General features: G+C 64.6%; 15 protein-coding genes and 1 pseudogene. 9 read left to right on the plus strand and 7 right to left on the minus strand.

Going from position 1 to position 13779, the window contains the following annotated elements:
- Positions 1-66: 66 nt before the first annotated feature.
- The 4 genes from fabG to ACZXDY_RS14795 form a co-directional block, all read right to left on the minus strand.
- On the minus strand, positions 67-804 hold the full coding sequence (gene fabG, locus ACZXDY_RS14780) for a 3-oxoacyl-[acyl-carrier-protein] reductase (protein WP_028165058.1): 738 nt from the start codon (positions 802-804) through the stop codon (positions 67-69).
- 99 nt (positions 805-903) lie between these two features.
- A complete protein-coding gene (gene fabD / locus ACZXDY_RS14785; RefSeq protein WP_464345990.1) occupies positions 904-1857 on the minus strand; it encodes an ACP S-malonyltransferase in 954 nt (317 codons plus the stop codon).
- 141 nt (positions 1858-1998) lie between these two features.
- On the minus strand, positions 1999-3024 hold the full coding sequence (locus tag ACZXDY_RS14790) for a fatty acid desaturase family protein (protein ID WP_464345991.1): 1026 nt from the start codon (positions 3022-3024) through the stop codon (positions 1999-2001).
- Positions 3021-3737 carry a TetR/AcrR family transcriptional regulator C-terminal domain-containing protein gene (locus ACZXDY_RS14795; protein ID WP_464345992.1) on the minus strand — a complete coding sequence of 239 codons (717 nt, stop codon included), beginning with the start codon at positions 3735-3737 and terminating at the stop codon, positions 3021-3023. The genes ACZXDY_RS14790 and ACZXDY_RS14795 overlap by 4 nt, the downstream gene beginning before the upstream one ends.
- Positions 3738-4071: 334 nt before the next feature.
- On the opposite strand from ACZXDY_RS14795, the gene rpsF reads away from it, so the two are divergent.
- From rpsF to rplI, 4 genes are all read left to right on the plus strand, one after another.
- A complete protein-coding gene (gene rpsF / locus ACZXDY_RS14800) occupies positions 4072-4542 on the plus strand; it encodes a 30S ribosomal protein S6 (RefSeq protein ID WP_028165054.1) in 471 nt (156 codons plus the stop codon).
- Between the two features lie 5 nt (positions 4543-4547).
- Entirely contained in the window at positions 4548-4787 is a 240-nt protein-coding gene (gene rpsR, locus ACZXDY_RS14805; RefSeq protein WP_027583809.1) for a 30S ribosomal protein S18, read from the plus strand.
- 127 nt (positions 4788-4914) lie between these two features.
- A complete protein-coding gene (locus tag ACZXDY_RS14810) occupies positions 4915-5886 on the plus strand; it encodes a DUF2232 domain-containing protein (protein WP_464345993.1) in 972 nt (323 codons plus the stop codon).
- A 42-nt stretch (positions 5887-5928) separates the two neighbouring features.
- Positions 5929-6531 (plus strand): 50S ribosomal protein L9, encoded by a 603-nt coding sequence (rplI, locus tag ACZXDY_RS14815; RefSeq protein WP_028165052.1) that lies wholly within the window; start codon positions 5929-5931, stop codon positions 6529-6531.
- Positions 6532-6568: 37 nt separating this feature from the next.
- Here the strand turns inward: rplI and ACZXDY_RS14820 are convergent.
- Positions 6569-6889, minus strand: a pseudogene (locus ACZXDY_RS14820) (PaaI family thioesterase); the annotation flags it as partial.
- A 10-nt stretch (positions 6890-6899) separates the two neighbouring features.
- Positions 6900-7733: a hypothetical protein gene (locus ACZXDY_RS14825; RefSeq protein WP_464345994.1), complete on the minus strand. Its 834-nt coding sequence runs from the start codon at positions 7731-7733 to the stop codon at positions 6900-6902.
- A 253-nt stretch (positions 7734-7986) separates the two neighbouring features.
- Between ACZXDY_RS14825 and ACZXDY_RS14830 the strand changes: the two genes are divergently transcribed.
- On the plus strand, positions 7987-9237 hold the full coding sequence (locus ACZXDY_RS14830) for a class I SAM-dependent methyltransferase (protein WP_464345995.1): 1251 nt from the start codon (positions 7987-7989) through the stop codon (positions 9235-9237).
- Positions 9238-9239: 2 nt separating this feature from the next.
- Here the strand turns inward: ACZXDY_RS14830 and ACZXDY_RS14835 are convergent, their stop codons facing one another.
- A complete protein-coding gene (locus ACZXDY_RS14835) occupies positions 9240-9389 on the minus strand; it encodes a hypothetical protein (protein WP_464345996.1) in 150 nt (49 codons plus the stop codon).
- Between the two features lie 174 nt (positions 9390-9563).
- Between ACZXDY_RS14835 and ACZXDY_RS14840 the strand changes: the two genes are divergently transcribed.
- The 4 genes from ACZXDY_RS14840 to ACZXDY_RS14855 all read left to right on the plus strand — a co-directional run bounded on the left by ACZXDY_RS14840 (position 9564) and on the right by ACZXDY_RS14855 (position 13538).
- Positions 9564-9686, plus strand: coding sequence for a hypothetical protein (locus ACZXDY_RS14840; RefSeq protein ID WP_283807015.1), 123 nt, complete (start codon positions 9564-9566; stop codon positions 9684-9686).
- A 270-nt stretch (positions 9687-9956) separates the two neighbouring features.
- A complete protein-coding gene (locus tag ACZXDY_RS14845; RefSeq protein WP_028165050.1) occupies positions 9957-11459 on the plus strand; it encodes a replicative DNA helicase in 1503 nt (500 codons plus the stop codon).
- Positions 11460-11501: 42 nt separating this feature from the next.
- Positions 11502-12734, plus strand: a complete 1233-nt coding sequence (gene alr, locus ACZXDY_RS14850) for an alanine racemase (protein ID WP_464345997.1) — start codon at positions 11502-11504, stop codon at positions 12732-12734.
- Between the two features lie 33 nt (positions 12735-12767).
- Positions 12768-13538, plus strand: a complete 771-nt coding sequence (locus ACZXDY_RS14855) for an exodeoxyribonuclease III (RefSeq protein WP_464345998.1) — start codon at positions 12768-12770, stop codon at positions 13536-13538.
- The last annotated feature ends 241 nt before the right edge of the window (positions 13539-13779 follow it).

The following is a 13779-nucleotide window of genomic DNA, read 5'->3' on the forward strand; positions in this document are numbered from 1 at the left end:
TGACTATAAGCCCCGCCCGGTCGCCGGTAGGGCATTCCGCCACGCAAAAACGCTCCGGTAACCCGCTCAAAACATGGCCATTCCGCCATTGACGTGAATCGTCTGTCCGGTCACGTAGGCGGCCTCATTGGAAGCAAGGTAGACGGCTGCGGCGGCGATGTCTTCGGACGTTCCGAGTCGCGCCGCAGGAACCTTTGCCAGGATGGCCTCGCGCTGCTTGTCGTTCAGCGCATCCGTCATCGGCGTCTTGATGAAGCCCGGCGCAATGCAATTGGCGGTCACGCCACGCTTGGCATATTCGGCGCCCAGCGTCTTGATCAGGCCGATGATACCGGCCTTCGACGCGGTGTAGTTGGCCTGTCCGGGATTGCCGGTGACGCCGACGATCGAGGTGATGGCGATGATGCGGCCGAAGCGCTTGCGCATCATCAATTTGGTGGCGGCGCGCGCAAGGCGGAAGGTCGCCGTCAGGTTGATCGCGATCACCTCGTCCCAATCCTCGTCGCGCAACTGCACGAACAGATTGTCGCGCGTGATTCCGGCATTGGCGACGAGGATGTCGACCTGTCCCATCGCGGTCTCCGCCGCGGGCACCAATGCTTCGACTTCGGCAGTGTTGGAGAGATTGCACGGCAGGACGTGAACACGCTCGCCGAGCTTGGCCGCAAACGCATCCAGCACCTCGCGCCGCGTGCCCGAGATCGCAACGGTTGCGCCCTGCGCGTGCAGCGCCTGCGCGATCGCGCCGCCAATGCCACCGGTTGCGCCGGTGACCAGCGCGGTCCTGCCCGTCAAATCAAACATTACTATCTCCTCTCGGCTCTCTTAGAGCATGATCTCCGCGTAAACGCATCGCGTTTGTCGCGAGGGGAAAACCGGCACTCACTATTTCCCGATCATGCTTCAGGCCGAAGCGGCCAATGCATCCTTGGCGGCCGCGATATCACCGGGACCGCCGACGGAAACTCCTACCGCGCCATCGGCGATGCGCTTGACCAGTCCGGTCAGGACCTTGCCGGCGCCGATCTCGAAGAAGCGTGTCACGCCCTTGCCTGCCATATAGGCGACCGACTCGCGCCAGCGCACCGTGCCGGTGACCTGTTCGATCAGCCGGCGGCGGATCTCGTCGGGATCGGTGATGGCGCTCGCCAGCACGTTCGAGACCAGCGGGGCGGTCGGCGCCTTGATGGTGACGCCGGATAACGCCTCGGCCATGGCGTCGGCCGCCGGCTGCATCAACTTGCAATGGAACGGAGCCGACACCGGCAGCAGCATCGCCCGCTTGGCGCCCTTGCCTTTGGCGATCTCGACCGCGCGATCGACGGCTGCCTTGTCGCCGGAAACCACGACCTGTCCGCCGCCATTGTCATTGGCCGCCTGGCACACTTGGCCCTGGGCGGCTTCCTCGGCGACCGCCATCGCCGCCTCATAGTCGAGGCCGAGCAGCGCGGCCATGGCGCCGACGCCGACGGGCACCGCCTTCTGCATCGCAAGGCCGCGAGTGCGCAACAGGCGCGCGGTATCGCTGACGCTGAGGCTGCCGGCGGCGGCCAGTGCCGAGTACTCGCCGAGCGAATGGCCCGCGACATAGGCCGCGTCGCGACCAACCGAGAAGCCGGCCTCATTCTCCAGCACCCGCAGCGTCGCGATCGAGACCGCCATCAGCGCCGGCTGGGCATTCTCGGTGAGCTGCAGGGTTTCGGCCGGACCGTCCCAGATGATCCCGGTCAGCTTCTCTCCCAGCGCGGCGTCAACCTCGTCGAACACCGCCCGGGCCACCGGAAAGGCTTCGGCGAGGGCCTTGCCCATGCCGACGGCCTGCGACCCCTGCCCCGGAAAAGTGAATGCTGCCGTCATGGCGCTCCCAAGCTGTTTGGGCATGATTTCCGGGAAAGGCGGCTTCCGCTCCTTCCGGATCATGCTCTGGACGGGCGCGTAAGACACCGTCCGGGGCCGGGATGTCAAGCCGCGGTGCGGCATTGAAATGGGGACTTCCCCCTAGAACCCGCCGGCCCTCTGGTCCGCGCCGACTTCCCCACCGGCCCTCGCCCGGCGTGCGTTGCTCGCCAATTGCCCCGGCCGATCCTCTTGGTCCGGCTTCGCGGTCGCCAGCCTCAGCACCGCGAGATAGCCCGGCTGCACCTCCATTTGGCCGGCGTGCCGGCTTTCGCTGAGAATGCGGTGAACCCGCGGCAGGTTGTAGCACGGGACGTAGAACAGCAGGTGATGCTCGAGGTGATAATTCACGTAATAGGGGGCGATGAACAGCCGCTCGAGGAAGCTGGCATGCGTGGTGCGGGTGTTGCGCAGGGGATCGTGGCTGTCAGGAACGACGGCGTGCTCGGCGATGTTGCGGATGCGCGTGATCACCATCATCCAGGTGAGCAGCGGAACCAGCCACAGCAGTGGATAGGCCCACCACACGCCGGCGGCCGCGAGCGCTGCGAACAGAAGGCCGTTGACGATGAATTGCGGCCCGAGCTTCTCCCAGAAATGCGCGCCGCGCTGCCGCCATGGCCACTGCTTCGGCCCGAGCGCATTGAGCAGTTGCGCCTTGCGCTGCTGATAGCCGGTCTGGCCGGTGATGTCGCGAATGAACTTGCGCCGGTAGCTCATCCTGGTGATCGGAAACGGCGCCGACAGCACGAGATCCGGATCATCCTCCTGCTGCGTCCGCGCGTGATGCTGCAAGTGATAGCGGCGATAGGCCCGCGTCTCCGCAAAGATCGGATAGGCGCAGAACCATTGGCTCAATGTCAGATTGGTCTTCTCGTCCGCGGAAAGGCATCCATGCGCGCCGTCGTGCATCAGGATCGCGAGCCCGAGCTGGCGCGAGCCGATGATCGCGACAGCGAGGAGATATGTCAGCGGATTCGGCCACCACGCCACCAACGCGATCGCGCCTGATATCAGCGCCCAGGCATGTGCGATCAGTGCGACGCCCTTTAAGGTCGAGCGCTGGCGCACGGCGATCAATTGATCCTCGGTCAGGAAGTCGCGGGCGCGGATGCGAAGCGCGGTCATGACGAAGCCTCCTCGTCGCGTGAGGTGGAAGTGGATGTGCTGGGATCGCCGACCAGACGCAGGCGCCGGTTGTCGCCGCTGGATATGGCGGTGGCCTGCTCGCCGAGCACGCGCAGCATTTCGCTGCACAGCTCCTCCGCCGAGCGACCCATCGCATAGCCTTCGAGGATGACACCGATCGCAAGCGCCCAGAACCGCCGCGAGGTCGCGGCCGGATCGCGCAGCGTGCGCCAGCCGTGCCGTTCGATCTGCCCCGCATAGGCGCGCAGCCCTTCGCTGTGCAGCCGCTCGATGGTCCGCTCCACCAGCGGTGCGAGATCCTGGCGGCGCCGTGTCAGGGTCAGCGCCTCCGCAAAGAAGGCAACCGAATCGGTTGCCGTCACCGTCTCGACCAGTGCACGCGTGTAGTCCTGCGGCGTCTCCGCCCGCAGCGCAGCCTCTTCCGCGGCACGCGCGACATAGAGCATGTCGCGGCAGGCAGCCTCGACGAAGAGCGCCTCCTTGGTGCGGAAATAGTAGGTGATCTGGCTCGGAAAGGCGTCCGCGGCCGCAGCGATATCGGTGATCGAAGCGCCGGCCAGCCCCTGTTCCCTAAACAGGCGGCTTGCGGCGTCGAGCAGCAGCGAACGCATCTTGCGCCCGGCCGCACGTGTGGCGCGAACGGCATGTTTGGGATCGCCGGCTGGCGATTCGGACGCAGCTTTGGCTGCCATTAGATGCCTCCTCGACTTATTTGTATGATATACAAACAAATAAATCAAGACCGAGCTGGACGAACGGATCCGGTGCAGATAGGCCCGCTACCACGGGCAAAAACTTGGCCGGCAATCTTGCCAAGGCCCGCAAAATCCTTATAAAGCCCGCCATCCGTGGGTCCCGGCCGGGAGCTGAACGGACGGTCTCAGCAATTTCATTCGTTGATTTTGATGTGGCAGGGCCAGTCGGCCCGTCGTCCCGTGCTTCCGCCTTCTGAGCAACATCGAGTCCTTTCCGAAGGTCTCGAAGGGCTTGTCGCCGGGAACCGCGCCAACTTTAGAAAGGACATCCATGCCTCTTTACGAGCATGTTTTTCTCGCGCGCCAAGACGCGAGCACCCAGCAGGTTGACGAACTGACAGCGCAGATGACCGGCATCGTCGAACAGGCCGGCGGCAAGGTCACCAAGACCGAGAATTGGGGCGTGCGCTCCCTCACCTACCGCATGAACAAGAATCGCAAGGCGCATTTCGTGCTGATGAACGTCGACGCGCCGTCTTCCGCGATCAGCGAGATCGAGCGTCAGGAGCGGATCAGCGAAGACGTCATCCGCTATCTCACCGTCCGCGTCGAGGAACTTGAGGAAGGCCCGTCGGCGATGATGCGCAAGGCTGACCGTGACCGCGAGCGCGATGATCGCGGCGGCGGCTTCCGCGGCGACCGCGAGGGTGGCGGCTTCCGTGGCGATCGCGACGGCGGTGGATTCCGCGGCGACCGTGGCCCGCGCCGTCCGCGCGATGAAGAAGCTGCGACCGAGGAGTAAGAATCATGGCCGAAGCCGGTGCCCGCCGTCCGTTTTTCCGTCGCCGCAAGTCCTGCCCGTTCACGGGTCCGAATGCGCCGAAGATCGACTACAAGGATTCCAAGCTGCTGATGCGTTACGTCTCCGAGCGCGGCAAGATCGTGCCGAGCCGCATCACGGCCGTTTCCGCCAAGAAGCAGCGTGAACTCGCCCGCGCCATCAAGCGCGCGCGCTTCCTCGGCCTCTTGCCCTACGTGATTCGCTAATCAATCCGGTCCGCAGCACCTCGCGCGCTGCGGACCATTTGCTCATAAGGCTTCCGGGTCGTCCGGTCGCCGATGGTTGGGGTTCTCAGGCAGGACCTCTAACCGCTCGAAAGGAGCGGGACAGCTGATGATCGCGACGTTGTTCATTGCTATCGCTGCTGGCTGCGCGTCGGCGTTGATGTTCGCCTCGATGATTTCGGGCGCGATGATCTCGCTGTTGCTGTTCTGGCTGGCGCCGCTGCCATTGATGATGGCGGGGCTCGGCTGGGGTCCGCTTACGGCAAGTATTGGCGGGATTGCGGCCGCGCTGGGCCTCGGCGCGATCTTCGGCCTGCCCTATTGCATCACCTTTGTCATCATGGTTGCGCTGCCGGCCTGGTGGCTCGGGTATCTCGCGCTGTTGGGACGCCCGATGGCGGACCCGAACCCGGGCGGCGTGCCGGCGCCAGGGACCGCCAATCTCGAATGGTATCCGGTCGGCCGTATCCTGCTCTGGATCGCGGGCTTTGCCGTGCTCACCACGATGGCGGCCCTGCTCACGCTGGGGACCGACGCCGCCACCATAGCGGCTGCCATGAAGCGCGGCCTGATGCGGGTTCTGGACTCGCGCATGGTGACGACGAGCGCCGACATGGAACGCGTCGTCGACGCGATGGTGGCGGTCGCACCGCTCGCGGCGGTCATCGTCACGATGATATCGCTGACGATCAATCTCTGGCTGGCGACCTTGATCACGGCGACCTCGGGCCGCCTGCGACGTCCGTGGCCCGACCTGCGGGCGACTGCGCTGCCGGCGATGACATTGGTGGCTTCGTGCGTCGCCATCGCCTTCTGCTTCACCAGCGGCCTGCTCGCTATCCTCGCACAGGTCATAACCACCGCCCTGATGGCGGCGTACGCGCTTACCGGTTTCGCCGTCTTGCACACGGTGACGCAATCGCTCAACAGCCGCCCGTTCTGGCTGAGCTGCGCCTATGTCGTTGTCGTGATCTTCACCTGGCCCGTGATCGCGATGGTGGTGCTCGGAATAGCCGATGCGCTGTTCGGATTGCGCCAGCGCTATCTGCGGACCAGGCCGCCCCCGCTCCCTGCATCCTGAACTCGACCGATCAACCCAAACCAAGATTGAAGGAGAAGCAATATGGAAGTCATTCTTTTGGAACGTGTCGCCAAGCTCGGCCAGATGGGCGAAGTCGTGAAGGTGCGCGACGGCTTTGCGCGCAACTTCCTCCTGAAGCGCGGCAAGGCGCTGCGCGCCACCGCCGATAACCGCGCCAAGTACGAAGGCATGAAGGCCGAACTCGAGGCCAACAACCTCAAGGCCAAGTCCGAAGCCGGCAAGGTGGCCGAGAAGATCGACGGCCGCGAGATCGTGATCATTCGCCAGGCTTCCGAAAGCGGTCAGCTATTCGGCTCGGTTTCGGTGCGCGACATCGTCGCGGCGCTGGCGACCGACGGCATCATCGTCAACCGGCCGCAGGTATGGCTGGACTCGCCGATCAAGGTGATCGGCCAGCAGAAGGTGACGATCGCCGTCCACCCCGAGGTCGAGACCAGCATCACCGTCATCGTCGCGCGCAGCGCGGACGAAGCCGAGCGCATCAAGCGCGGTGAGGACATCTCGAGCCGCCAGGAAGACCAGGACGCCGCAGCCGAGGCGCTTGCCGCCGCCGGCGAGTTCTTCGATCCGGAAGCGCAGCAGGAGGAGCCGGTGGAGCCGGCGCCGGCTGCCGAGGAGAAATAAGCCTCCTCATCTACCGCAAGATCAAGCCCGGCCTCGATCAGGCCGGGCTTTCGATTCGGGCTGCCGCCTTCTCATCCAGCATGGCAATGGAAGCGAGCGCGGTCGCGGTGTGTTTCTCTTTGCCGTCAATCACGCAGAACACGTCGGCTGCGACGACGGCGACCTGCCGTCCCGGCTTGATCACCCGCGCGCGGCAGATCAGGCGATTGCCGGATGCCGGCGAGAGCAGGTTCAATTTGTATTCGGCGGTGAGCGCCGTCTGGCCACGCGTGGTCGCGGCCGCGATCGTCGTTGCGTTGTCGACGAGGAACGCCGTGACACCGCCGTGGAACAGGCCGTGCTGCTGCAACAGCTCCGGCCCAACACCGTCACTGCGAAGCTGCAGGAGCCGCAGGCGGGCTTACGGATGGTTCCGGAGCGCTCGGAGCTGCAGCGGGTGCCGGAGACGCTGGCGTTACCGCTGGAACAGGATCGGACCGCAACGGTGCCGACCCGCTGCCGCTGTTCTCCTTCGACTCGACCTTGGCCGTATCCGGCTTGCTTTCCGAACCAGGCTTGTCTTCCACGGCTGGCTCGGCCTGTCTGGCAGGCTCCTCGCTGGGCTTGCCGCGCTTGCCCAGCTTTTGTTTGGCAGCCGGCTTGGGCTCGGCCCCCTGCTCCGGGCTGGCCGCGTCAGGCGCCGCCTCGCTCGGCTGCTGCCGCTTGGCGTTGCGACCATGCCGCCTTCCCTCGCCTTGTGGATTGAGGCCGTCAACGTCAGGCTTGGCGGCCTGCTGCGCGTCGGGTGTGGGCTCGGACGAACTCCACGGAAACAAGAACCTGCGGCTGGGCCGCTCCGGTTCCGGAGGGCTGGCCGGGCGCGCGGCTTCCTGCTGCTTCGCATCCTTGCCGTGCTTGGTCTGTTCCTGCCGGCCCTGATATCGCGTATCGCTCGCGCCGTTGGAAACGAGATAGGACGCCAGCAGCGAGGCCATGTCGCTGCTCGTGGTGTAGTGCTGGCGCAGGAACCCTGGGAGTGCCGACGCGCTGACGCTCTTGAGCAGGCCGCGCGCCGACTTGTGACAGGCGCTGCAAGTGCCGGCAAAGATCTGCGAGGGGCTCTTGCCGGCCTCCAGATTGGTCGGCTGGGCATGCGCCGAGTTCGCCGCAAGGCCGGCGACAACAAGAATCACCGCCGCGAAAATGAGCGCTCGGCCCGCCATCCCCATTCTCCTGATCGTGGAAACCCCTCCGGCCCTGCTCGATCCGGTAGCGGCGGCTCCTTTTAGCCGAATATCGGGCGAATGGAAGCGCAGTTGTGACGCATCCACTTAATTGTCACATTCGGGAATATCCGCTTTGACTACAACGCAATAGCGCTTCCCCCCGATCACTCCTACAGTGATGTTGACTCACATTGGAACCATCTGTTCCACTGCGCGTCAGGGTAACGGCCGGTCACTCTGTGGTGGTTCCATGGACCGTTTGTTGCGTTATTTCTTGGGGCAGTTCGTTCGCCACGGCGCGCTTTCGGTCACGACCGCAAGCGGGGCGAGGTTCACCTGCGGCGACGGCGCCGGACAGCCGGTCTCGGTGCGGTTCCGGACGGAAGCCGCGGAGCGGTGGGTGTTGCTCGATCCCGAGCTCAGTCTCGGTGAGTCCTACATGGACGGCACGTTCGTCGTCGAGAATGGCTCGATTGTGGATGCGCTTGCGATCCTGATGGATCAGCCGGACATGCTACCGCGCTGGGCCAAGCCGCAATGGCTCCTGCGCTATCTCGGCAGGCACATCTGGCAATTCAATCCGCGGGGACGGTCGAGGCGCAATGTCGCTCACCACTATGACCTAGATGGCCGGCTTTATTCCCTCTTCCTCGACGCCGACAAGCAATATAGCTGCGCCTATTTCGAGACCCCGGATGCGACGCTGGACGACGCCCAGCTCGCCAAGAAGCGCCATCTCGCCGCCAAGCTCCTGGTGCGGCCGGGCCAGCGCGTGCTCGATATCGGTTCCGGCTGGGGTGGGCTTGGCCTCTACCTCGCCGAGATGACTGGTGCCGACGTCACCGGCGTCACGCTCTCCACCGAGCAGCTCCAGGTTTCGAACACCCGGGCGTCGGAGAAGAACCTCTCGCAATCGGCGCGCTTCCTGCTCGAGGACTATCGCGACATCCCCGGCCCGTTCGACCGCATCATCTCGGTCGGCATGTTCGAACATGTCGGTGTCGACTTCTACGAGACCTTTTTCCGCCGCTGCGCCGAGTTGCTGACCGACGACGGCGTGATGGTGCTGCACTCGATCGGCCGGTCCACGGGGCCTGACGTCACCAGCCCCTGGATCGAGAAATACATCTTCCCCGGCGGCTACATCCCGGCACTTTCCGAAGTCATGCCCGCGATCGAGAAGGCCGGGCTTCTGGTCTGCGACATGGAGATCCTCCGCCTGCACTATGCCGAGACTTTGAAGGCATGGCGTGAGCGCTTCATGGCGCGGCGCGAAGAGGCCGTCCGCCTCTACGATGAACGCTTTGCGCGGATGTGGGAGTTCTATCTGGCGGCTTCGGAAATGTCGTTCCGCAAGCAGAACATGATGAACTTCCAGCTCCAGCTCACCAAGCGGCAGGGCGTCGTGCCGATCACCCGCGACTATATCGGCCAGGAAGAGGCCAAGCTGCGCGGCATCGAGCAGCGTGCGCGGCCGCGGCTGCAACTGGCGGGCGAGTAGGCTCAGTTGCGGAAGCTGAAGGACGAGCCGTAACAGGGATAGGCCACGGCCGGGCGCGCGAGTTGCGCTTCGACGGCGGCGAGCACCTGCTTGTCGCAGGGAACATTGCGGATTTCCGGGCGCGATGCCTGCTCCATGGCGTCGATCAGCATCGACAGCCACCGCCGGTCGCCCTGTTCCGATTGCCGGATATGAAATCGCTGGCTCATCGCTGTAACTAACCCGAAACCCTCTGGTCCGTTCCCGCCTGCTCTGCCGCAACAAAAATCATTCCCATGTGAACTGGTTCACAAAGGTGGACGGGCGGTTTGGGCTAGACCTCCGCCATGTCCCACGAGACGTACAGATCCTTGTTCGATCCGCCGCGCGACCTGAAAACCGACTACGCCCTGATCGCTGCGGGCATCGTCGCCGCTTTGGTTGCGTTCGCCTATCTCATCCTCACCTGAGATAGCAGGCCGGTCACGCGCCGTTCCCTTGGATGTTGGTTCGTCCAGGCGGAATTAGGTTCAGCCTGCCCAAAAACATTCCCCACGACTCGCCGCCCGCTCCCGAAATCCGTCAAGCATCGTGCACCGCTGCTACGTGATTCACACTTCGCTTGTGTGAATCGTGAATAAGGCGCATGGGCACTTCCGCTTCGGACAGCGGTAGCGCTTTATCGCCGCCCCTGCTCCGGGAATCCCAATAACGGCGAAATTCGAAGAATAATTCCGTCCATGGCAACTGATTCGAAGGTCCTGAAGCTCGCGCCCGAGCCGGGAGCACCGGCCTATCGCAGCGCACCGCACAATATCGAAGCGGAACAGGGGCTGTTGGGCGCTATCCTGGTCAACAACGACGCCTTCTACCGCGTCTCGGATTTCCTCGAGCCGAAGCACTTCTTCGAGCCGCTCCATCAGACGATCTATGAGACCGCCGGTAGCCTGATCCGGATGGGCAAGGTCGCCACCCCGGTGACACTGAAGACCTTCCTGCCGGCGGATACGGACATCGGCGGCATGACGGTTGCCCAATACCTTGCCCGCCTCGCCGCGGAGGCGACCACGATCATCAACGCCCAGGACTATGGCCGGACCGTCTACGACCTGTCGCTGCGGCGCGACCTGATCCGGATCGGCGAGGACATGGTCAACGTCGCATTCGACGCGCCGGTCGATTTCGCGCCGCGCGCCCAGATCGAGGACGCCGAGCGGCAGCTTTACGAACTCGCCGAGACCGGCCGCTATGACGGCGGCTTCCAGCGCTTCGCCCAGGCGCTGACGATTGCGGTCGACATGGCCGCGAAAGCGTTCCAGCGCGACGGCAAGCTGTCCGGCATCTCCACCGGCCTGCGCGATCTCGACACCAGGATGGGCGGCCTGCAGCCGTCGGACCTCATCATCCTCGCCGGCCGGCCCGGCATGGGCAAGACCTCGCTCGCGACCAACATCGCCTACAACATCGCCAGGGCCTATGAGGGCGAGGTGCAGGCTGACGGCAGCATCAAGGCAATCCACGGCGGCGCGGTCGGCTTCTTCTCCTGCGAAATGTCGGGCGAGCAGCTCGCCACCCGTATTCTCGCCGAGCGCACCGGAATCCCATCGAGCCACATCCGCCGCGGCGGTATCACCGAGATGGATTTCGAGAAGATCCGCGAATGCTCGATCGAGCTGCAGTCCCTGCCCTTCTATGTCGACGAAACCGGCGGCCTGTCGATCTCCCAGCTGACCGCGCGGGCGCGGCGGCTGAAGCGGCAGAAGGGCCTCGACCTCATCGTCATCGACTACATCCAGCTGCTGTCGGGATCGGGCAAGCGCGGCAACGACAACCGCGTCCAGGAAATCACGGAGATCACGACCAACCTGAAGGCGCTGGCCAAGGAATTGAATGTTCCCATCATCGCGCTGTCGCAGCTGTCGCGCCAGGTGGAGAACCGCGACGACAAGCGTCCGCAACTCGCCGACTTGCGTGAATCCGGTTCGATCGAGCAGGACGCCGACGTGGTGATGTTCGTCTACCGCGAGGAATATTACCTCGCCATGAAAGAGCCTCGCCCGGGCACACCGGAACACGAGAAGTGGCAGACCGACATGGGCCTCGCGCATGGCAAGGCCGAAGTCATCATCGGCAAGCAGCGCCACGGCCCGACCGGCACGGTCGAGCTGCACTTCGAAGCCAGCGTGACGCGGTTCGGCGACCTCGCCCATGACGGTCATGTGCCGGACCGGCCTTCTTATTGATGCGCGGTTGAACCATTGCTGCCGCCCGCGTAAAACGGCGCCATGAACGTCGCTTCCGATCCGAAATCGATCCCGCAGGGCGCGCAACTTGCGTCCGACGCAAACCAGCTCGCGGTGCCTCCGACCGCCACCGGCGTCCTGACCGTCGATCTCGGCGCCATCATCGCCAACTGGCGCAGGCTCGAGAAAGCAGCGGTTCCAGCCGAATGCGGCGCCGTCGTGAAGGCCGACGGCTATGGCTGCGGCGCTGCGCAGGTTTCGCGGGCATTGGCTGGCGCCGGCTGCAAGACGTTCTTCGTCGCCAATATCGAAGAGGCGCGCGCCGTGCGCGAGGCGGTGCCGTCCGCCACCATCTATGCGCTCGGCGGCTTCTTCCAGAACACCGGCGACAGCTACGCCAAGTTCGACTGCCAGCCCGTGATTGGCGACCTCAACGAACTCGCCGAATGGGACGTGTTCTGCCGTCGCTCCGGCTGGTCGGGCGGCGCCGCTATTCACATCGACACCGGCATGAACCGGCTCGGGTTCACAATCAACGAGGCGCAGGGCATCATCCCGCGCATCAATGCCGGCGATCACGGCATCACGCTGGTGATGAGCCACCTCGTCGCCGCCGAGCAGCTCAACAACCCGATCAATGCGAGGCAGCTTGCGGCCTTCCGCGAGATCGCGAGCCTGTTCACCGGCGTGCCGGCGTCGCTTGCGAATTCCTCCGGCATTTTCCTCAGCCCCCAATTCCAGTTCGATCTGGTGCGGCCCGGAGCGGCGCTCTACGGCGTCAACCCGACGCCCGAGGCCGACAACCCGATGCGGCCGGTGGTCGATCTCAAGGCCCGCATCGTGCAGATCCGCCACATCGATCGCGGCGAGACCGTCGGCTATGGCGGCACCTGGACCGCGCGGCGGCCGACGCGACTGGCGGTCATCTCGGTCGGCTATGCCGACGGCTATTTCCGCGCCGCGAGCTCGAACGACGGCACCCGCGGCGCCGACGTTGTGGTCGCCGGCAAGCGCTGTCCGATCGCCGGCCGCATCTCGATGGACCTGATCGCCGTCGACATCACCGAACTCGACAAGAATGCCGTGCGGCGCGGCCACATGGTCACGCTGATCGGCGAAGGCATCACGGTCGACGAAACAGCGCATCATTTCGGCACCATCGGCTATGAGGTGCTGACCAGCCTCGGACCGCGTTATGCGCGCATCTACAAGGGCGGCAATCCCGCGGAGGAGCCGCCGCCCCCGCCCGCCGACTCCGGCAACGCGCCGACCTGATCGGGTCGGGATGGATCGCGGTCGTCTCGACGCATGAAGATCGCGACCTTCAACATCAATAACATCAACCGCCGCCTGCCGAACCTCTTGCACTGGCTGCGCGCGGCAAAACCCGACGTCGTCAGCCTGCAGGAACTGAAGGCAAGCGATAGCGAGTTTCCGACTGCCGCAATCGAGAAGGCCGGCTATGGCGCGGTGTGGTGCGGGCAGAAGACCTGGAACGGCGTTGCGATCCTCGCGCGAAAAGCCGAGCCGGTGTTGATCCGCACCGCCCTGCCCGGCGATCGAACCGATCACGAGGCGCGCTATATCGAGGCCGCCATCAAGGGCGTCGTCGTCACCAGCCTCTATCTGCCGAACGGCAATCCGCAGCCCGGGCCGAAATTCGACTACAAGCTTGCCTGGTTCAGGCGATTGCGCGCGCATGCCGCGAAGCTTCTCAAAGAGGATGTCCCGGTCGTGCTCGCCGGCGACTACAACGTCGCGCCGACCGAGCTCGACATCTATCCGACGCGCTCCTGGGACAAGGACGCACTGATCCAGCCGAAGAGCCGCGCCGCCTTCAAGGCGCTGGTCGATCAGGGCTGGTGCGACGCGATCCGCACGCTGCATCCGGCAAAGCCGATGTTCACCTTCTGGGACTACAAGCGCAACCGCTGGCCGCGCGATGCGGGGCTGAGACTCGATCATCTGCTGCTCAGTCCTGTGCTGGCGCCGCGTCTGACGAAAGCCGGCGTCGACCGCGACATCAGAGGCGAGGAAGGGGCAAGCGACCACGCGCCGGCGTGGATCGTGCTGCGGTGATCGTGCCGCAAGATGGAGCAAGCCGCGAGATGATGGGTTTCGCTGCGCTCTACCCATCCTACGATTCTCCTCGCACCGGCGTCGTCCCCGCGAAGGCGGGGACCCATAACCACAGGGAGCTGTTGTAGCGCGAGCAAGTGGTTGCAGCGGAGCACATCACCAAAGCCTGTGGTTATGGGTCCCGGGTCAAGCCCGGGACGACGAGAGGAGAGATCACGATTCAAATTTCAAACAGCAGAGA

The sequence above is a fragment of the Bradyrhizobium sp. LeoB3 genome, assembly GCF_055456055.1.

Excerpts from the sequence above, each read along its gene's own strand:
- fabG (WP_028165058.1), bottom strand. The coding sequence starts at position 804 with ATGTTTGATTTGACGGGCAGGACCGCGCTGGTCACCGGCGCAACCGGT.
- fabD (WP_464345990.1), bottom strand. The coding sequence starts at position 1,857 with ATGACGGCAGCATTCACTTTTCCGGGGCAGGGGTCGCAGGCCGTCGGC.
- ACZXDY_RS14790 (WP_464345991.1), bottom strand. The coding sequence starts at position 3,024 with ATGACCGCGCTTCGCATCCGCGCCCGCGACTTCCTGACCGAGGATCAA.
- ACZXDY_RS14795 (WP_464345992.1), bottom strand. The coding sequence starts at position 3,737 with ATGGCAGCCAAAGCTGCGTCCGAATCGCCAGCCGGCGATCCCAAACAT.
- rpsF (WP_028165054.1), top strand. The coding sequence starts at position 4,072 with ATGCCTCTTTACGAGCATGTTTTTCTCGCGCGCCAAGACGCGAGCACC.
- rpsR (WP_027583809.1), top strand. The coding sequence starts at position 4,548 with ATGGCCGAAGCCGGTGCCCGCCGTCCGTTTTTCCGTCGCCGCAAGTCC.
- ACZXDY_RS14810 (WP_464345993.1), top strand. The coding sequence starts at position 4,915 with ATGATCGCGACGTTGTTCATTGCTATCGCTGCTGGCTGCGCGTCGGCG.
- rplI (WP_028165052.1), top strand. The coding sequence starts at position 5,929 with ATGGAAGTCATTCTTTTGGAACGTGTCGCCAAGCTCGGCCAGATGGGC.
- ACZXDY_RS14825 (WP_464345994.1), bottom strand. The coding sequence starts at position 7,733 with ATGGCGGGCCGAGCGCTCATTTTCGCGGCGGTGATTCTTGTTGTCGCC.
- ACZXDY_RS14830 (WP_464345995.1), top strand. The coding sequence starts at position 7,987 with ATGGACCGTTTGTTGCGTTATTTCTTGGGGCAGTTCGTTCGCCACGGC.
- ACZXDY_RS14835 (WP_464345996.1), bottom strand. The coding sequence starts at position 9,389 with ATGCTGATCGACGCCATGGAGCAGGCATCGCGCCCGGAAATCCGCAAT.
- ACZXDY_RS14840 (WP_283807015.1), top strand. The coding sequence starts at position 9,564 with ATGTCCCACGAGACGTACAGATCCTTGTTCGATCCGCCGCGCGACCTG.
- ACZXDY_RS14845 (WP_028165050.1), top strand. The coding sequence starts at position 9,957 with ATGGCAACTGATTCGAAGGTCCTGAAGCTCGCGCCCGAGCCGGGAGCA.
- alr (WP_464345997.1), top strand. The coding sequence starts at position 11,502 with ATGAACGTCGCTTCCGATCCGAAATCGATCCCGCAGGGCGCGCAACTT.
- ACZXDY_RS14855 (WP_464345998.1), top strand. The coding sequence starts at position 12,768 with ATGAAGATCGCGACCTTCAACATCAATAACATCAACCGCCGCCTGCCG.